A 17,901-nucleotide genomic window follows, 5' to 3' on the forward strand; every position below is an offset into this window, starting at 1 on the left:
AAAAAAAATGATTATTTCAATAGGTAACCTGCCTTTAAAAGATATTAAAGCAGATGTTTTTTTACATCCTGTAAAATATAAAGAAAGTATAGCATATGAGCCTATGGCTGAAGAGGCTGTTATTGCGCTTATTGCCAAACATTTTACATATGATAATGTGCCTGAAAAGGTAAAAGAGTATTTCGATGAAATGGATGACGGATATCTTTTTGGTGAAAGCAATTTTGATGAATTTGACCTTGAAAAGCTACAAAAAGGTAAAATTTTAATAGGAAAAGATGTTCTTTTACATCCAAAACTTGAGAATATTAAAAAATTTTTATGTTTGTTAAGAGATTTTGCAGGGTTTGAGATTGAGGGAATAGACCTTCCTGTGTTTTTTGAACCGAGTGATCCTATTTTGGAAGAGATTGTAGAAGTGGAAAAAGAGTATGAAATTGAACTCGACGAAATAGAAGAGCTTGATACGTTTGACGGAAGTGTGGTTTACTGTTGTTCCGACAGGTTTGTTGTTAAAGAGGATGAAATATTATGTTCTCAACAGTTTGTAATTGCAAATAAAATAAAAAGTCTTGAAATATTAGTAGATGGTGAAAATAAAAAACTTCACAAATTAAAAGATCTAAAAGGCACATTTGGTATAATATTGAAAGACACGGATGATTATCCTTTTAAAAGGGTGAAAATTCAAAATAAGGAGGGATAATGGCTGTAAATGTATGTGTTCCTTTGGCTAATGGATTTGAAGAAATTGAAGCCATGAGTTTGATTGATGTAATGAGAAGAGGAGGATTGAACGTAATCGTTGCCGGAGTCGGAGGCGATGTGATTTACGGAGCTCACAATGTAAGAGTGATTCCGGATACCAAAATAGAACTTGTTAATGCTGATGATCTTGATTTAGTAGTGCTTCCCGGAGGACTCCCTGGAGCAATTAACCTCGCAGAAGACGAAGCTACTCAAAACCTTCTAAAAGAAATGGATAAAAAAGGTAAATACGTAGGAGCAATTTGTGCGGCACCTTATGCTTTGGAAAAAGCCGGAGTACTTAAAGACAACTATACTGCATATCCCGGATGGGAAGGAAACATCAGAAAAGAAGGCTATGTGAGTGATGCAAAAGTAGTCGAAGATAAAAATGTGTTAACATCTAAAGGTCCGGGGACTGCAATATGTTTCGGTCTGGAGATTGTTAAAAAATTTGCTGGTGATGAAGTTTATAAACAGCTTAAAGCAGGTCTTTTAGCAGACTTTTGTTAGTTGAAATTTTTTAAAGGAGGGGAAAATGAGAGGATTAGAAGCACTTGATTTTTTCCTTGAAAACTGGCATTCAAAAATGAGGGAATTTGAAGAATTTTGCGAATTTGATGCTATGCTTGAGTACCATTTCGGAAATGAAACGAAAATTTATAATGCACCGGTTATTATAGAAAAGTTTTTTGAAAGAAAAATTACGTTTAACGGTATTGAGGAAATAAACGAGTTTTTGCCAGAAGAAGTTGAGTTTGACCCGGCAAGTGGAAATCTTTATATAAAAAGAAACTTGTTTGAAATTAAAATAGCTCCTAAAATTTATTAGGAGTCTTCTTCGTCTGTTTCCAGTTCCATAGACATTAAATACATGTCTTCACCATCTATGATTTTAATATGTGGAGAATTACAGTGCGGGCACAGATACTCATCTTTTTTTAATTCACTCGTTTTTCCGCAATCTTTGCACTCTACTACCACAGGTTGTATATGCATTATGAATTCAGCATTTTCACACATGGTCCCTTCTTTAAATGTTTCGAATGCTGTTTTTAAAAGATCCGGTTCAACACCGCTTAATATACCTATTTTAATTTCAAGTTTTGTTACAAATTTAGCATTGTGTTTTTTAGCATTTTCTTCCGCTAATTGAAGTAAAGAGTCTACGATTGAATATTCATGCATGGAAAATCCTTTAATTATTGTAAAAAAAATGTACTTTTTTATAATAAAAAGTTATTGTGAAACGATATCTTTATGAAATTATATTATAATAATAGAAAAAAAGGCGTAAAAGTGAGTAAAGAAGAAAAAAAAGAATTAATAATGAAAACGGCTCTTAATCTTTTTGCCAAGCAGGGTTTTTATAATACAACGATTGCGGATATTGCAAAAGAAATGGGAATGAGCGTCGGGAATATGTATAATTACTTTCCTTCTAAAGAATCACTTGCGAAAGAACTTTTAATCTATACTTCTAAAAAATTTGGAGATGAAATTAGAAAAATCAACGAAATGGATATATCAAGTAAGGAAAAAATCAAGAAAATAGTTGAACTATATTTTAATATGGCGCTTAACGAGCCCGAGCTTGTTGATTATTTTATGAGAGTATATTTATCAAATAAAGAAATTTTTGCAAACGGTTGCGAAGGAATGCTTTGTGTATCGGCATTTGTAACTGAAATAATGATCTTCTTTGAAGAAGGGGTTAGAAAAAAAGAATTGAAAAATCAGGACTTTTTTGCGGCATTCGGTCTGTTTATGGGGTACGTAGGCGGACTTGCCTTTTTAAATAAAGAAGGTATCCTTTCAAAACCTCTGCTTGAATATGTTGAGCCTGTAAGTGAGAATATTTACAATGCTCTCAAAGCTTAATGTTATATGGATTGACGCTGTAACTTGTTATGGTTGTACACACTCTTTTTTAAACTATAAAGAGATTTCTTCTCTTTTTGAAAAAGTTAATTTCGAATATCATCCTCTTTTTCTTTCTAATGATTTGGAAATAAAACAATGTGATTTATTAATAGTTGAAGGTGCTTTAAAAAACAATTATCCAAGACTTGGCTATTCATTAAATGAACTTATTTCCAAACTTTTTTTTAAAGCAAAAAAAGTACTTGCTCTTGGTACATGCGCAGTATACGGAGGAATGTTTGGTGAAGGCCTTATGTATAATAAAGAACAAAAAGGTCATTATTATAAATGTAGAGATAAAATAATAAATCTTCCCGGGTGTCCTCCTCATCCTGACTGGATCGCATTTGTATTGGATATGATCAGTGAAAATAAAAAAATTGCACTTGATGATTTAAATAGACCCAAAGATATTTTTGCTTACACTTCACATATGGGGTGCACAAGAAACGAATATTTCGAATGGAAAATTGATGCAGAAAATTTCGGAACTAAAGAAGGGTGCCTTTTTTATTTTCAAGGTTGTCAAGGCCCTTTTACACATAGTAGTTGCAATAAAGTACTTTGGAATGAGGTAAGTTCCAAACCAAGAGCCGGAACTCCTTGCTTTGGGTGTACTGAACCTAATTTCCCTAAAAATGACCTTTTTAAAACCGATACTTTCATGGGAATACCTGCAAATATTCCTTTAGGTGTTAGTAAAAGAGCGTATTTAACTTTGAGCGGAATAGCAAAAAGTCTCAATAACGAAAGATTAAGTTGTAAACTTATAAATTATAAATGCGGGGATAATAATGAAGATAAATAAAAAAATAATAAATAAAATCGAAGGAGAAGCAACTTTAAAAATTGAAGGTGACAAAAAGATTGATTTTGTTCAGATTGAGTTTTGGCAATATCATGGAATTGAAGAATATTTGAAAAATAAAAACTATATGGATGCATTGGTTATCAATCCCAGAGTATGCGGGATTTGCGGTCATTCTCATTTACATGCTACAGTAAAAGTCATTGAAAAAGTATTTAAAGCGAAAATTTCTAAAAAAGCGCAGATTTTCAGGGAAGTTACATCTCTTCTCGAGATTGTGGAAAATCATATAAAATGGTTTTATATTACAATATATCCTACACAAATAAAAGATAAAGAATACTTATTTAAAGCTGTTAAGTTTTCATCAAAAATATCAAAAGCAATAGCGATCCTTGCAGGACAGTTTCCACATAATTCGTATATGGTACCGGGCGGAGTTACATGTGATCCTACATATATGGAAATAATGCGTTTAAAAGATCTAATTAAAGAAATAAAAGAAGAATATATTAAAGAAATTATGGATGAGAATTTAACTTCTCACGATTTAGAAAGGTTTTTTGAGAATCTTCCAAAAGATATTGGAAAAAGTTTGAATAAATTTTTAGTTCTCGGTGAATCAAATATTTTTAAAAGTAATGGTGATTATAAAAATGTAAAAGAAGAAAGAAATAAATCGTTAAGTAAAAATGCTTTATATAATAATGAATATTACGAAGTTGGGCCTTTGGCAAGAATGATAATCAACAAAAACAAAAATATAAAAAAAATTTATGATATTTACTCAGATTCAATATATACACGTATGTGTGCAAGGATATATGAACCTTTATTATTACTCGATTATATAGAACAGAAATTAAGTGAAGTGGATTTATGTGAACCGTCATTTTTAAAACCAAATGTAAGAAACGGTAAAGCAATAGTAGCTGTAGAAGCTCCAAGAGGAAGTCTGATTCACGAAATTTCAATTAAAAACGAAAAGATTGATTATTATAATATTGTCGTACCTACTCAATTTAACCTCGCTTCATCTACTAAAGAAAATCCTTCACCTGCACAAGCGGCGCTTATGAATGAAGATATTGCTTATGTTGACTCCGTTTTTAGATGCTTCGATATTTGTGCCGTTTGTATGTCTCATTAAAAAAGAATAGTATAAAATTTTTTTATATCTATTGAAAAATGAATATTTATTTATGTATAATTAACACTGAGCAAATTTATTTCGGAGGGACAAAATGAATGAAGCAACTTTACAAAAAGTAAAAGAGAGAATAGAAGCTCTCAAAAAACTTCCGGGAATGGGAGAGAAAAGCGTTTCTAAAATGCTTGAAGACAGTGGATTTACAAGAAGGGATTTTCTAAAATGGTCTGCAGCAATGGCTGCAATGTTAAGCCTTCCAACATCTTTTACACCGCTAATCGCTGAAGCGGCAGAAGTTAGTGACAGACTTCCTGTTATTTGGTTAAATATGGCGGAATGTACCGGATGTAGTGAAAGTTTAATTAGAAGTGATGCTCCAACAATTGACAACTTAATCTTCAATTATATCAATCTTCAATATCATGATACTATCATGGCAGCAGCCGGATGGCAAGCTGAAGAAAACTTAAAAGAAGGTATGGAAAAATTCAAAGGTAGATATATCCTTTGTGTTGAAGGTGGTATCCCTACAAATATGGACGGACAATATTTAACTATGGGACCACATGCTGAAACAGGACTTGAATTATTAACAAGAGCTGCAAATGATGCGGCTGCAGTAATTTCTGTTGGTACTTGTTCAAGCTTCGGTGGTATCCAAGCTGCAGCACCAAACCCAACAGGGGCAAAAGGTGTATATCAAGTAATTAACAAGCCAGTAATTAACGTACCTGGATGTCCTCCAAGTGCTAAAAATATTGTTGGTACAATTCTTTATGTAATTCTTTTCGGTGCTTTACCTGCAGTTGATAACTTCAACAGACCTAAATTTGCATACGGATTAAGAATTCACGATCTTTGTGAAAGAAGAGGGCACTTTGATGCAGGTGAATTCGTAGAACAGTTCGGTGATGCGGGTGCTGAAAACGGATTCTGTTTATATAAAGTAGGATGTAAAGGTCCTTATACATTTAATAACTGTAGTAGAGAGAGATTTAACCAGCATACATCTTGGCCGGTTCAAGCAGGACACGGTTGTATCGGATGTAGTGAACCTGATTTCTGGGATTCTATGGCTCCGTATGAAGAACCTCTTGCAAACAAAAAATATGATTCACCGCTTGCTGATGCAACAGCTGATAGTTACGGTGTAACAATTTTAACAGTAGCTGGTGTGGCAATTGCAGCACATGCAGCACTTAGCGCAATTAAAAATCCTAAGGAGTAATAAATGGCAAAAAGAGTAGTAATTGACCCGATAACAAGAATCGAAGGTCACTTGAGAGTTGAAGTAGTTGTAGATGAAAACAATAAAATTACAAACGCTTTCTCAAGTGCGACACTTTGGAGAGGTATAGAAGTTATTCTAAAAGGAAGAGATCCAAGAGATGCAGGATTTATGACTCAAAGAATCTGTGGGGTATGTACATATTCTCACTACAAAGCTGGTATTACAGCTGTTGAAGATGCATTAGGAATCAAACCTCCACTAAATGCATTACTTACAAGAACATTAATGGATTTCGCACTATTTTTCCATGATCATATCGTTCATTTTTATCAACTACACGCACTTGACTGGGTTGATATTATTAGTGCACTTAAAGCAGATCCTAAAAAAGCAAGCGAAGAAGCATTCAAATATGTTCCAAAAGGATACAACCCGATTGCAACTGGTGAAGACGAATTAAGAGAAGTTCAAAAGAGAGTATCTAAATTCGCTGAAAAAGGTGACTTAGGACCGTTTAAAAACGGATACTGGGGACACAAAACTATGAAATTTACACCTGAGCAAAACCTAATTGCTCTAAGCCATTATTTAAAAACACTTGAAATGCAAAGAATTGCAGCTCAAATGATGGCTATTTTCGGTGGTAAAAACCCACATCCACAAAGTTTAACTGTTGGTGGTGTTACTTGTGTTATGGATTTACAAGATCCTGCAAGACTTGGAGAATACCTAACTAAATTCCAAGAATTAGCTGATTATGTAAACAGAGCATATTATGCAGATATCGTAATGGCTGCAAGCGCATACGGTACTGAACCAAGTGTTGTTCAAAAAACAAACCTTGGTAATTTCCTAACATATAAAACTATGCAAACAGGGCCAAATTCTTGGTTATTTGATGCTTGTGGTTATATTAAAAACCATGACTTAACTAAATTCTATGAAATTGATGAAAGCAAAATTACAGAAGAAGCAACACACAGTTGGTACAAAAACCTTGATAATCCTACTCATCCATATGATGAAACAACTGAACCTGAATATACAGGATATGTAGAAGGTGAAAGTGTAGACGGTCAAGGAAATATCGTTAAAACTAAAGTTGTTAACGAAAAAGGTAAATATTCTTGGATTAAATCACCAAGATACAATGAAGAGCCAATGGAAGTTGGACCGCTTGCATGTATGGTAGTTAACTATGCGGCAGGTAACAAAAAAGTTCAAAAAGTTGTAAATGAATTCTTAGCTCAAACTGGTCTTCCTGCAGAAGCACTATTTACAGTACTTGGAAGAACAGCAGCGAGAATGTTACAAACTAAAACAATTGCTGATTACGGTTTAGAGGCATTCAACAACTTAGTTGAAAACCTTAAAAAAGATCAAACTACAGTTGCGCCATATGTAATTGATGAAACTAAAGAATATAAAGGTAGATTCATCGGTGACGTTCCAAGAGGTATGTTATCTCACTGGTGTAGAATTAAAAACGGAAAAATCGAAAACTGGCAGGCTGTAGTTCCATCTACATGGAATGCAGGTCCGGAAGACGGTAGAGGTAAAAAAGGTGCATATGAAGCAAACCTAATCGGTATGACTTTAGCTGATCCAGCAAAACCTCTTGAAGTAATCAGAAGTATTCATTCATATGACCCATGTATTGCATGTGCGGTTCACGTAATGGATGTAAAAGGTAAAAAATTAGGTGAGTTTAAAGTAGATCCGCTATATGGCGCATGTTAAGGAGTGAACCATGAAATTTTTAAAACCAATGGGAGAATATCTGGGAGGAATTGAGTTTTCTGCCGGGTATAGATGGCAGCACTGGATAAGGGCAATTTCAATCTTTGCTCTTATCGCAACAGGATTTTATATTGCAAATCCTTTTATTACATATGCAAATGTGTCGCCTGAACCTACAAGATTTTTACAGGCATATTTAAGAGAATGGCATATTATTTTCGGTTTTGCAATGATAGGTGCCGTTTTATATAAAACGTTTTTCTTTTTCTTTTTCAGAGAAGGAAAATACGAAAGAGCTTCACTAAAGGATGCGTTTAATATTAAAGTGGCTCTCCAACAAGTTGGATATTATCTATTAATTGCAAAACACCCACATACAAAAGGTGTTTATAACCCGTTACAATTCTGGGCGTATAGTATGCTTTATGTATTTTTCTACGGAATTATTTTAACAGGGCTTGCACTTTATGCTGAAGTGTATCATAACGGACTTGGAGCGTTTTTCTATCCGTTAGCTAAATCTGTTGAAACATTCTTTGGAGGATTGGCATACGTAAGAATCTGGCATCACATTTTCATGTGGGCTATTATTGTAGTAGTATTCATCCACATTTATATGGCTGTATATAATGCAGTATTTGGTAAAAACGGTGGTATGGATGCGATTTTCTCAGGAATGAAATGGGAAAAAGAAGACCATTAATTTCTTTCCCCTTTGGGGAAATTTAATTTTACAATGGACAATGTAAAATGGAAAGATTAAAATTTCTTCTTTAATTTATATTGATTTTCCATTTTCCATTGTCTAATTTTCCATATAAAGAAAGGTTGTTATGAAAATATTAGTTTTAGGTATAGGGAATATTCTATTCGGAGATGAGGGAATAGGTGTGCATTTGGCAAATTTTATTGATGAAAAATATGAGTTTAAGGGTCCTCATCAGGTAGATATAATTGACGGCGGAACTCTTGCTCAAAGACTGATACCGATTATTACGGATTATGATAAAGTGTTTATTTTTGACTGTGTGGATGTCGATGAAGCAAATATAGGGGATGTGTATTTCTTTGATTTCAGAGATGTGCCTGAGTGTGTGAGCTGGCAGGGAAGTGCACATGAAGTTGAAATGCTTCAAACTCTACAGATGATTGAAATGATGGGTGACTTGCCTGAAACTAAAATTATCGGAGTAGTTCCTTACGTAATCGGTGAAGATACTACGTTTAGTATAACTCCGGAAGTACAAAAAGCTGCAAAACTTATGGAAAAAATACTTATTAATGAGATTAAAAAGTTAGGTGTTGAACCTGTTGTTAAAAACGAGAAAGTAACACTTACACAAGTTGCCAAAGATTCGTATAAAAGAGGGGTGCCTGAAGAGTCTCTAAGAGGAATGGAAGTAAATAATTAAACACGGTGTTAATTAATAATTTGACTTTATAAACCATTAACAATATACTAACACCATTAAAATATAAAGGAAAAATATGGTATTAAAATTTATTTTTGAATTGGAAAGTAATAACGGAGTAATAGAAAAAATACTTTTAAGAGTGGCGGACAGATTAAACGTAAGAATAGGCTTAAGCAGGGATTTGAAAAACTTATACGCTTTTATTGACGGTAACGAAGAAGATATTGAAAATTTTTCAAGAGAACTTTCACATGAGCTTCCTTTGAGTATTTATCTAAAATCACTGAATGCTGAAGTAGTAGAAGAGTTTAAGGATGATTTAAACAGAGAATTTCCTGAGATAAATCTGCCTCCATGTCCTAAATGTTTGAGTGAAGTAAAAGATCCTGAAAATGAAAATTATTATAATCCTTTTCATCACTGTGAGGTGTGCGGATATCGTTTAAGTGAAAAGTTAACAGTGAAAAATGAAAAGTGGAAAGAAAAATTTGTAGATTTGGCTGACAAACTTAAAAGTGAAGGCAAAATTTATATTCAGACAATGAACGGAAAGTTTGAAGTTTCTACGAACCTTGAAGATGCCGAGCAGATAGTTGCAGTCGATCTGGCGGCTGTAGCAACGTATTTTATGAGTTTTGAAGGGGATGCTAAAGCACTTGGAAGTATTGAAAAACCACTTGTAAACTTAAAAACAAATCTTAATTTTAAAAAAGAATTCGGGCTTTCCAATCCAGCATATTTTGTAAAACTTCCTGATTGTATGGTGCTTGAACTATTATGTGAGGAGATTAAAAGCGATATAAAACTTTTAGGACTTAAAAAAACTGAAAAAAGCGATGATTTTTCATTTGAGGTTCCAAATAAAGATGAAATTCCTGTAGCAGTTGTTACCGATACGAAAAATCACGATATTTTAATCGCAAAGGGTGAAAGAAGCTTGCTTCCTAAATTTGAAAAATATTTAGGAAAAGATCTAATCGGATATAACGCTAAATATATCGCTTCATCAAATGAAAACAAAACTGTTATATATAAAACCGATGAAGAAAAAGAATCAAATGTAAATCTTCCGTTTGCCGGGTATTTCGGTGTGATGAACCAGTGGGATCTGGAAAATAAGGTTACTATGGGATTTGCGTTTTACAAAGAAGATGAAAATAAAATCATGATGAATTCACCGAAATTCGGACTTGTTGAATATATTGACTTTGAATTTAAATTTGAAGACTTTAATGAAATATTTGCGACTATTAAAGTTATGAACGAAACGGGTGAAAAACTTGTCGAAAACTTTAAAAATAAAGCTCCCGAACTTTTTGAAAACGCTATTAAAGCAAGTCTTGATACTAAAAAGAAAGGAATTGCCTATTTATGGGGGTTAATCGGGATAGTTTTAGGGTTTGCAGACAATGTCGACGATGCGTATGAGAAACTGCTTGTTTACGCGAACTCAGCAATGGCTAAAAAAGGTCCGAGAATCGATTATAAAATGAAAGATAAAAACCTTGATCCATTATGGGCGATAAGAACGGCAATGAGCTTTAAACTTGCGGGAGTTGATAACTATTTACTCAGTTTCGGTGTGCTTGAGAGTTTTGCTGAATTTTTAAGCAATACATACGAAACTGTGGATAAAGAATCTCCGCTAAACGGAGCTGTTATTGTAGGGGATCTTTTTGAGGGTGAATTTTTAAATAAAATTTATACAAACATTAAGAAAAACTTCCCGACTTTCACACCAAAAGCACTTCCTATGAACGGAGCCATCGAAGCATTCGGAAGTGCTGTTATCCTTAGTAAAAGTTAATGTCATTTTAACTTTAAAAGGTTATAATTTCAGAGAAAGCAAGTTGCTTTTTTCATTTTTTCTCCTTTTTTCCTTTTTCCTCCTTTTTAATTGTTGTAAAATTTCTAAAAAGGTCTGAGTTGAGAATTAAGTATAAAATCAACGGAATAGTTCAAGGCGTCGGATTTAGACCAACTGTATATAAAATTGCAAAAGAGCTTGATTTAAAAGGATATGTTCTTAATTCAAGCGACGGTGTAATTATTGAAATAGAAGGTGAAAATCAAAATAAATTTATTGAAACGTTAAAAAACAACCTGCCTCCTTTGGCAAGAATAGATACGATTGAAAAAGAGATACTTGAAAGAAAAAACTACACTGATTTTGAGATAATAGAATCAAAACAGACTACAAAAACTACGTCAATTTCTCCTGATATTGCAATATGCGATGAATGTCTTAAAGAGATGTTTGATAAAAACAACAGGCGCTATCTGTTTCCTTTCATAAACTGCACAAACTGCGGACCGAGATATACTATTATCAAAGATATACCTTATGACAGAAAAAACACTTCAATGGCAAAATTTAAAATGTGTGAGAAGTGCTACGAAGAATATACAAATCCGCTTGATAGAAGATACCATGCCGAACCTACGTGCTGTTTTGAGTGCGGACCCGAATTAAATGTAAAATGGAAAATGGAAAATGGAACATGGAAAGAATTGAGAATTGAGAATGGAGAATGGAGAATTAAAAAAATTGAATTGATTGCTGAAAAAATAAAAGAAGGAAAAATTGTAGCGATAAAGGGGCTTGGAGGGTTTCATCTTGTGTGTAACGCTACAAATGAAGAGGCGGTAAAGGAACTTAGACGCAGAAAACAAAGACCAACCAAACCGTTTGCCATGATGTTTAAGGATTTGGATACGATTAAGGAATACTGTGATTTAAGCGCAAAAGATACAGAACTTATCACCTCAAAAGAAAAACCAATAGTTCTTGTAAAAAAAAGAGTTGATTTGCCGCAAATAGCGGACGGTATCGACAGATACGGCGTCTTTTTGCCGTATACTCCGGTGCATTATCTTCTTTTTGAATATATTGATTTTCCTATAGTTGCAACAAGTGCCAACATTTCAGATGAGCCTATTATTAGAGACAGTAACGAGCTTGTTGAAAAACTTGGAAATGTAGTTGATTATATACTTGATAACGACAGGGATATAATCAATGCGTGTGACGACAGTGTTGTTCAGGCTGTGGAGTTTGAATATATCACCATGAGATGCGCGAGGGGATATGCTCCATTGATGAAAAATGTAAAATTTAAAATGGACAATGGAAAATGGACAATGGAAAATGAAAAAGATAAGATTGATAGAAATAATAATTCTCAATTCTCCATTCTCAATTCTCAATTGAATATATTGGGTGTTGGTGCAAATCAAAAAAACACCATCTCCCTCTCATTCAAAGACAAATTTATACTCTCGCCTCACATTGGGGATCTCGGAACAATAGGTAGCATTGAATATTTTGAGAGAACCATTGATACGTTTAGGAGGCTTTATGATTTTGAAGAGGATGTTATTATTTGCGATAAGCATCCTTATTATGAATCTACAAAATGGGCATTGAAACAAAATAAAAAGATCTATCAGATACAGCACCATTATGCGCATGCGCTTGCTACAATGTTCGAATATGACTTAGAAGGGGATTACCTCGCTTTTATCTTCGACGGAACGGGATACGGTGATGACGGTACAATCTGGGGCGGTGAGGTGTTTATAGCAAACAGACACACATATGAAAGAGTGCATTATTTTAAACAGTTTAAACTCATAGGCGGTGAAAAAGCCGTTAAAAATCCTGCAAATATGGCTGTTGCACTGCTTGATGACGAAATTGCCGAAAAATTTAAAAACCGCAAACTTGCAAAAAACCTCTCAAAAGGTTCGTTTCCTTTAACATCTTCAATGGGAAGAATATTTGATATGGTGGCTTACCTTGCCGGTATGATTGAAAGAAACGAATGGGAAGGTATGAGCGGGCTTTTGATTGAGAAATATTACAATCCTGAAATAGCTGAGTATATTTCTTTAGCCGACAGCAGAGGATGCGGAGTAAAAAAAGAGATAGATTTTGTTGAACTTTTAAATTTCGCGGCAAAAAACAGAGGCGATTTTGAGCTTGTTTCGTCTGTTTTTATAAATTCTATCGCAAACTGTGTTGTTGAAATATCCGAAATGTATGATTTGGATGTAATATTAGGAGGAGGGGTCTTTCAAAATAAAACCCTTTTAAGCGAAATATTAAAAAGATCTAATAAAAAGATTTATTTTAACAAAACAATTCCTATAAATGACGGAGGGATAAGCGTAGGCCAGACGGCCTGGGGGATTTGGAATCTTTAGAACTGGTCTAAAATAATAGGCTCTTTAGGATGTTCCACAGCTTTAAGCCCTTTAGAGAATCCTCCAAATTCCGTAACTTTATTAACAACACTATAACCTGTATTTAACCATCCGTTTATACCGCCTCTAAGTACATATACATTTTTTTTAGGAATTCCAAACCATTTAACAAGCTGTCCCCCGGCAATTACAGCTCTGTGTCCTGTAGCACATACGAATACATAAACGGTATTTGGTTTAAATGCACCCATTGCAGCATACACAGGTACCTGTCCCAAAGGATATTCATCATAATCAGGCCAGTCTATTTCCCCACCTTTCATTTCATCTACACTTCTTACATCAACAATGGTAAAATCTTTATCTTTTTTCATCCAATCTTTTAATTCATCCGGTGTGATGTAGTTTACATATTTTTCATATGAATGGCACATTTTGTTAAGTGCTTCAACTTTTGGTCCCATACCTTTAATTGTATCTGCTAATTTGAAAGTGTGTGCATACGCAAAACTTCCTGCTACCATTAATCCTAATGCTAAATGTCTTAATTTCATCATAACCTCCTTAATTTTTATTTAACCATAATGAATTATAATTCAGTATATACAAAAAAAATGTAAAAGATTTGACAAAATGAAAAATTGCAGAGTATTAATCGCTTCTAAAGAGATTGAAAAACTTTTTGATAATAATTTTTTTTCCAATATTCCTCACAGATTTTTAAAAAAAGGAGAAGTTTGTTATCCTGAAACTCCAAGAATTCTTGTACTTAAAGAAGGTGAGCTTAAAATATCTCTGTATGAAGATTCAAAAGAACTTATTTTATACTTTCTACATAAGAACAATTTTTGTTTTTGCAATAACGATATTATGGTGACCGCTAAAGAAGACAGTAAATTTTATTTTCTTGAATCTCATCATTTTATTGATCTTTTTAATAATATTGATTTTTGTAATCTTCTTTTAAATAATCTAAATCAAAATATAGAAATGGAAAGAAATATATTAAAATCCCTTGCGTTTAAAAGTGCAAAAGAAAGAATTAGTGATTTTCTGTTGGATTTGGCTCAAAGTATAGGTAAAGCAACAAATGAAGGTATTATTATAGATATTCACTGTACCATGGAAGAGAGTGCATCTTTTTTAGGAATGAGTAGACAAAGGTTTTCTACATTTATAAATGAAATGATAAATGAGAATATTTTAGAGAAGTTAGGGCATAAGAAGATCTTAATAAAAGATTTAAGAAAACTTGAAAATTTTGCGAAAGAATAAGTCACCCGTTTCTGCTACAAGCATTGCAAATATAACTAAGACAGCTCCTATTATTTGAATGAAGCTTAAATGTTCACCATAAAAATAACCGAATATTGCCGCACTTACCGGTTCCATCGCAAATATAATAGCGGTTTTTGTAGGGGTTGTAAATTTTTGTGCATAAGTCTGTATAAAATATGCAAATACTGTAGCAAACAATACTGTTACTATCAGCGCTATTAACACATCTTTTGAAAAGGTTATATTACCTTTTTCAAAAGGTACAAAAATAAGGCTTAATATTCCGACAGCTAAAAACTGAAACGTTACAAGAGTATATAAATTGTATTTTTTCGAATAAATATCAGTATAATTAATATGAAAAGCGACAAACACTGTTGAAATAAGAGTTAAAATTTCACCTTTTCCAAACCCGCTTATATCGGCACCGGTTAAGAGATATATACCTAAAAAAGCTAAAATGACGCCTATTATTGCATAAATTGAAATATGTTTTTTAAACAGAAAAAAAGCGACAATTGGAGTTAAAATTACGTAAAGTCCAGTAATAAAAGCAACAACGGAAGAGGGTGAATACAAAAGTCCGAATGTCTGAAATGAAAATACTAAAAAATTAAATATTCCTAATATAAAAGCGGCTTTAATGGAGTTTTTATCAAAGCTTATTTTTTTGTAAAAAATAATAAACATTAATAAAAACGCCAAAAAAAATCTTAAAAATAAAAACATAAATACCGGAATATCTGCAATAGCATTTTGAACGAGTTTAAAAGTGATTCCCCAAAATATTGCAACAATTAAAAGCAAAAAATCGGCGAAATTGATCAAATTCCGCCTTTTGCTTTCATTTTTTTCTCAAGTCTGTGACCAATGAAGCTGAGTATTGAAGTTAACATTAAATATAATGCAGCAACAGTTAGCCATGTTTCAAACGGAGAGAAGGTATTTGCAACAATCTCACGTCCGACTTTTGTAAGGTCGGTAATAGAAATAATTGAAACAAGCGAACTGTCTTTTATAAGTGAAATAAGCTCACCTACAAGTGCAGGCAAGGCTTTTCTAAGTGCTTGAGGCAGTATAATAAGCTGCATTTTTTGGAATGACGTAAATCCAAGAGACATTGCAGCCTCATGCTGTCCTTTGTCTATAGCCTGAATAGCACCTCTTAAAATTTCTGCTATATACGCACCGTAAAATATGGATAAACTCATTACTCCAGCCCAGAATCTCGGCAGGTTGAAAATTGTAGCAACTATAAAGTAAAATATAAACAGCTGCACGAGCAATGGAGTACCTCTAATTACGGTTACGTATACACTTCCGATATAATCAAGTGCTGGTATACCGCTTAATCTCATAATTGCAATTATGAGACCTATAATAAATGCTATAATCATTGATATAATGGAAATTTTAATCGTAACCCAGATACCCATAATAAAAGGTCCGGGTTCAAGCTTCGATTTATAAGCAAATTCATCATCCTGATATAAATAATCACCGTTTTTGAATTCAAGTTTATAACCTGTGATGTCAAAAGTTTTTACGCTTTTGTCTTCACATATTATTTCAGCTTTATTTTGTTTAACAATAAGTTTTCCGTCACATGGAGATGTGAGAGGAATTTTCTTTTCATATACGAAATACTTGGGAATCATATCCCATTTCCACGTATAGTTTATTTTACTTGCAGCTTGATACAAAAACCACCCGAGCAACACATAAAATAAAAGGGCAAAAATTTGCCCGATTTTTCTATCTTTTATTATTGATTGTTTCATTGCACTCTTTTTAGCCAGTCAGTGCTTTGGAACCATCTGTGATAGAATTTATCATAAGTTCCATCGTGTTTGATTTGTCTTAGGAAGTTGTTTAACCAGTTAAGAAAATCAGGATCACCGTGATTGATTGCAAAGCCTAAAGGTTCATAAGTTAAATCTTCTTTTAAGAAAATAAGTTTGCCTTTACCTTTTCCAGCCATGAAAAGTTCGTTGTAAGGTTTATCGTAGATAAATGCATCCGCTCTGTTATTAAGTACTTCTTGAACAGCAGCACTTTCACTGTCAAATGTTTTAATTGTAGCATGTTTGAATAATTTTCTTGCTGCAATTTCACCTGTTGTACCAAGTTTAGTTGTAATTACGATACCTTTTTTATCTAAATCTTTATAAGATTTAACACCTGCATGTTTTTTGTTTACAAGCAGAGTCTGTCCTACTAAGAAGTAAGGGTTTGCAAACATTACTTTTAAGTTTCTTTGTTGAGTAATTGTCATACCAGAAATAATAATATCACATTTACCAGTAATAAGAGCCGGAATAATACCGTCCCATGCAGTCGGAACAAGTTTTAGTTTAACACCCATGTCTTTTGCCATTTTTTTAGAAATATCCACGTCAAATCCGATAATTCTTCCATGTTTGTCTCTCATTTCAAACGGAACGTATCCAGGCTCAAGACATACTCTTAGTTCACCTTTTTGAACAATTGAATGAAGGGTTGAATTTTTCCATACGTTAAAGTCCGCCGCAAAAAGCATAGACGCTAACGCGATTATTGCAATTAGTAATTTTTTCATGTTTACTCCTTTTTATTAAGTTGTTAAGTTTTTAAGTTGTGAAGAGGTGAAGTTTTTTTCACCTCTTCTTTAGCTTCTTTTAGTGATGTAAAATTTCGCTAAGGAATTTCTTAGCTCTGTCAGTTTTAGGATTGTTGAAAAACTCTTCAGGTGTGTTTTCCTCAACAATTTCACCCGCGTCCATAAATACGATTCTGTCACTAACTTCCCTTGCGAATCCCATTTCGTGTGTTACACACACGATTGTATAGTTTTCACGTGCAAGCTCTTTCATAACATCCAAAACCTCACCGATCATTTCCGGGTCAAGTGCACTTGTCGGTTCGTCAAAAAGAATGATTTTAGGCTTCATTGCAAGAGTTCTTGCGATAGCAACCCTCTGTTTTTGACCACCACTAAGTTCACTTGGGTATTTATTTGCCTGATGAGGAATTTTTACTCTTTCAAGAAGCTGCATTGCAAGTTCTTCAGCTTCTTTTTTAGGCATTTTTTTAACTTTAATAGGTGCTATTGTAATATTTTCCATAATTGTTAAATGCGGAAAAAGATTAAAATGCTGGAATACCATTCCGACTTCTTGACGAAGTTTGTTTATGTTTGTTTTTTTATTATACAGATCTTGTCCGTCTACAACAATTTTCCCACTGTCAATATCTTCAAGTCTGTTAATACAGCGGATTAAAGTTGATTTACCACTTCCGCTGGGACCGCATACAACGACAACTTCACCTTTATCAACGTTAAAATTAACGCCCTTTAAAGCATGGAAGTTACCGTAATATTTTTCTATATCTTTCATTTGAATAATCGGTTCCATCAAATCTC

19 protein-coding genes are annotated in these 17,901 nt (G+C 33.4%); 13 read left to right on the forward strand and 6 right to left on the reverse strand.

What is annotated here, in order from left to right; all coding sequences use genetic code 11:
• Positions 1–7 precede the first annotated feature (7 nt).
• The 3 genes from NAMH_RS02820 to NAMH_RS02830 are packed head-to-tail and all read left to right on the forward strand — an operon-like array spanning position 8 to position 1,579.
• Complete coding sequence (locus NAMH_RS02820) at positions 8–706, forward strand: hypothetical protein (RefSeq protein ID WP_012663759.1); 699 nt, start codon at positions 8–10, stop codon at positions 704–706.
• The gene (locus tag NAMH_RS02825; RefSeq protein ID WP_012663975.1) at positions 706–1,260 is read left to right on the forward strand and encodes a DJ-1 family glyoxalase III; all 555 of its coding nucleotides are present in this window, start codon (positions 706–708) and stop codon (positions 1,258–1,260) included. Before NAMH_RS02820 ends, NAMH_RS02825 begins: the two co-directional genes overlap by 1 nt.
• A 25-nt stretch (positions 1,261–1,285) precedes the next feature.
• Positions 1,286–1,579 (forward strand): hypothetical protein, encoded by a 294-nt coding sequence (locus NAMH_RS02830; RefSeq protein WP_015901816.1) that lies wholly within the window; start codon positions 1,286–1,288, stop codon positions 1,577–1,579.
• Here the strand turns inward: NAMH_RS02830 and hypA are convergent.
• Positions 1,576–1,935, reverse strand: a complete 360-nt coding sequence (gene hypA, locus NAMH_RS02835; protein WP_015902770.1) for a hydrogenase maturation nickel metallochaperone HypA — start codon at positions 1,933–1,935, stop codon at positions 1,576–1,578. The genes NAMH_RS02830 and hypA overlap by 4 nt on opposite strands.
• A gap of 72 nt (positions 1,936–2,007) precedes the next feature.
• Here hypA and NAMH_RS02840 point away from each other — a divergent pair, with 72 nt between their 5' ends.
• The 9 genes from NAMH_RS02840 (at position 2,008) to hypF (ending at position 13,220) form a co-directional block, all read left to right on the forward strand.
• On the forward strand, positions 2,008–2,628 hold the full coding sequence (locus NAMH_RS02840) for a TetR/AcrR family transcriptional regulator (RefSeq protein ID WP_015902131.1): 621 nt from the start codon (positions 2,008–2,010) through the stop codon (positions 2,626–2,628).
• The gene (locus NAMH_RS02845; protein ID WP_228368695.1) at positions 2,597–3,478 is read left to right on the forward strand and encodes an NADH-quinone oxidoreductase subunit B family protein; all 882 of its coding nucleotides are present in this window, start codon (positions 2,597–2,599) and stop codon (positions 3,476–3,478) included. Before NAMH_RS02840 ends, NAMH_RS02845 begins: the two co-directional genes overlap by 32 nt.
• Entirely contained in the window at positions 3,465–4,628 is a 1,164-nt protein-coding gene (locus tag NAMH_RS02850; protein ID WP_012663437.1) for a nickel-dependent hydrogenase large subunit, read from the forward strand. Before NAMH_RS02845 ends, NAMH_RS02850 begins: the two co-directional genes overlap by 14 nt.
• Before the next feature lie 94 nt (positions 4,629–4,722).
• On the forward strand, positions 4,723–5,856 hold the full coding sequence (locus NAMH_RS02855) for a hydrogenase small subunit (protein WP_015902061.1): 1,134 nt from the start codon (positions 4,723–4,725) through the stop codon (positions 5,854–5,856).
• A gap of 3 nt (positions 5,857–5,859) precedes the next feature.
• Entirely contained in the window at positions 5,860–7,599 is a 1,740-nt protein-coding gene (locus tag NAMH_RS02860) for a nickel-dependent hydrogenase large subunit (protein WP_012663540.1), read from the forward strand.
• A gap of 10 nt (positions 7,600–7,609) precedes the next feature.
• Positions 7,610–8,302 (forward strand): Ni/Fe-hydrogenase, b-type cytochrome subunit, encoded by a 693-nt coding sequence (gene cybH, locus NAMH_RS02865; RefSeq protein ID WP_015901801.1) that lies wholly within the window; start codon positions 7,610–7,612, stop codon positions 8,300–8,302.
• Between the two features lie 130 nt (positions 8,303–8,432).
• Positions 8,433–9,011 (forward strand): HyaD/HybD family hydrogenase maturation endopeptidase, encoded by a 579-nt coding sequence (locus tag NAMH_RS02870; protein ID WP_015902761.1) that lies wholly within the window; start codon positions 8,433–8,435, stop codon positions 9,009–9,011.
• Between the two features lie 76 nt (positions 9,012–9,087).
• Positions 9,088–10,821, forward strand: a complete 1,734-nt coding sequence (locus tag NAMH_RS02875) for a hypothetical protein (RefSeq protein ID WP_015902586.1) — start codon at positions 9,088–9,090, stop codon at positions 10,819–10,821.
• A gap of 119 nt (positions 10,822–10,940) precedes the next feature.
• Positions 10,941–13,220, forward strand: a complete 2,280-nt coding sequence (hypF, locus tag NAMH_RS02880; protein ID WP_015902666.1) for a carbamoyltransferase HypF — start codon at positions 10,941–10,943, stop codon at positions 13,218–13,220.
• Here the strand turns inward: hypF and NAMH_RS02885 are convergent.
• Positions 13,217–13,774, reverse strand: coding sequence for a rhodanese-like domain-containing protein (locus NAMH_RS02885; protein ID WP_012663861.1), 558 nt, complete (start codon positions 13,772–13,774; stop codon positions 13,217–13,219). The two genes, hypF and NAMH_RS02885, sit on opposite strands and share 4 nt — an antisense overlap.
• A gap of 79 nt (positions 13,775–13,853) precedes the next feature.
• Here NAMH_RS02885 and NAMH_RS02890 point away from each other — a divergent pair, with 79 nt between their 5' ends.
• Entirely contained in the window at positions 13,854–14,495 is a 642-nt protein-coding gene (locus NAMH_RS02890) for a Crp/Fnr family transcriptional regulator (protein WP_012663610.1), read from the forward strand.
• Here the strand turns inward: NAMH_RS02890 and NAMH_RS02895 are convergent.
• From NAMH_RS02895 to NAMH_RS02910, 4 genes are all read right to left on the reverse strand, one after another.
• Positions 14,463–15,326 carry a DMT family transporter gene (locus tag NAMH_RS02895; RefSeq protein ID WP_012664022.1) on the reverse strand — a complete coding sequence of 288 codons (864 nt, stop codon included), beginning with the start codon at positions 15,324–15,326 and terminating at the stop codon, positions 14,463–14,465. The genes NAMH_RS02890 and NAMH_RS02895 overlap by 33 nt on opposite strands.
• Positions 15,323–16,279 carry an amino acid ABC transporter permease gene (locus NAMH_RS02900; protein WP_015902508.1) on the reverse strand — a complete coding sequence of 319 codons (957 nt, stop codon included), beginning with the start codon at positions 16,277–16,279 and terminating at the stop codon, positions 15,323–15,325. Before NAMH_RS02900 ends, NAMH_RS02895 begins: the two co-directional genes overlap by 4 nt.
• The gene (locus NAMH_RS02905) at positions 16,276–17,076 is read right to left on the reverse strand and encodes a transporter substrate-binding domain-containing protein (RefSeq protein ID WP_015902095.1); all 801 of its coding nucleotides are present in this window, start codon (positions 17,074–17,076) and stop codon (positions 16,276–16,278) included. The genes NAMH_RS02900 and NAMH_RS02905 overlap by 4 nt, the downstream gene beginning before the upstream one ends.
• Positions 17,077–17,155: 79 nt before the next feature.
• A complete protein-coding gene (locus tag NAMH_RS02910; protein ID WP_012663654.1) occupies positions 17,156–17,893 on the reverse strand; it encodes an amino acid ABC transporter ATP-binding protein in 738 nt (245 codons plus the stop codon).
• Positions 17,894–17,901: the final 8 nt, after the last annotated feature.

Origin of the sequence: Nautilia profundicola AmH (assembly GCF_000021725.1) — a bacterium.
GTDB classification, from domain to species: Bacteria; Campylobacterota; Campylobacteria; order Campylobacterales; family Nautiliaceae; genus Nautilia; species Nautilia profundicola.

What these genes read in the sequence shown, in the direction of transcription:
- NAMH_RS02870 (WP_015902761.1), top strand. Translation starts at nt 8,433, where the DNA reads ATGAAAATATTAGTTTTAGGTATAGGGAATATTCTATTCGGAGATGAG.
- NAMH_RS02830 (WP_015901816.1), top strand. Translation starts at nt 1,286, where the DNA reads ATGAGAGGATTAGAAGCACTTGATTTTTTCCTTGAAAACTGGCATTCA.
- NAMH_RS02820 (WP_012663759.1), top strand. Translation starts at nt 8, where the DNA reads ATGATTATTTCAATAGGTAACCTGCCTTTAAAAGATATTAAAGCAGAT.
- NAMH_RS02905 (WP_015902095.1), bottom strand. Translation starts at nt 17,076, where the DNA reads ATGAAAAAATTACTAATTGCAATAATCGCGTTAGCGTCTATGCTTTTT.
- NAMH_RS02890 (WP_012663610.1), top strand. Translation starts at nt 13,854, where the DNA reads ATGAAAAATTGCAGAGTATTAATCGCTTCTAAAGAGATTGAAAAACTT.
- NAMH_RS02900 (WP_015902508.1), bottom strand. Translation starts at nt 16,279, where the DNA reads ATGAAACAATCAATAATAAAAGATAGAAAAATCGGGCAAATTTTTGCC.
- NAMH_RS02910 (WP_012663654.1), bottom strand. Translation starts at nt 17,893, where the DNA reads ATGGAACCGATTATTCAAATGAAAGATATAGAAAAATATTACGGTAAC.
- cybH (WP_015901801.1), top strand. Translation starts at nt 7,610, where the DNA reads ATGAAATTTTTAAAACCAATGGGAGAATATCTGGGAGGAATTGAGTTT.
- NAMH_RS02850 (WP_012663437.1), top strand. Translation starts at nt 3,465, where the DNA reads ATGAAGATAAATAAAAAAATAATAAATAAAATCGAAGGAGAAGCAACT.
- hypA (WP_015902770.1), bottom strand. Translation starts at nt 1,935, where the DNA reads ATGCATGAATATTCAATCGTAGACTCTTTACTTCAATTAGCGGAAGAA.
- NAMH_RS02825 (WP_012663975.1), top strand. Translation starts at nt 706, where the DNA reads ATGGCTGTAAATGTATGTGTTCCTTTGGCTAATGGATTTGAAGAAATT.
- NAMH_RS02860 (WP_012663540.1), top strand. Translation starts at nt 5,860, where the DNA reads ATGGCAAAAAGAGTAGTAATTGACCCGATAACAAGAATCGAAGGTCAC.
- NAMH_RS02875 (WP_015902586.1), top strand. Translation starts at nt 9,088, where the DNA reads ATGGTATTAAAATTTATTTTTGAATTGGAAAGTAATAACGGAGTAATA.
- NAMH_RS02885 (WP_012663861.1), bottom strand. Translation starts at nt 13,774, where the DNA reads ATGAAATTAAGACATTTAGCATTAGGATTAATGGTAGCAGGAAGTTTT.
- NAMH_RS02840 (WP_015902131.1), top strand. Translation starts at nt 2,008, where the DNA reads ATGAAATTATATTATAATAATAGAAAAAAAGGCGTAAAAGTGAGTAAA.
- NAMH_RS02855 (WP_015902061.1), top strand. Translation starts at nt 4,723, where the DNA reads ATGAATGAAGCAACTTTACAAAAAGTAAAAGAGAGAATAGAAGCTCTC.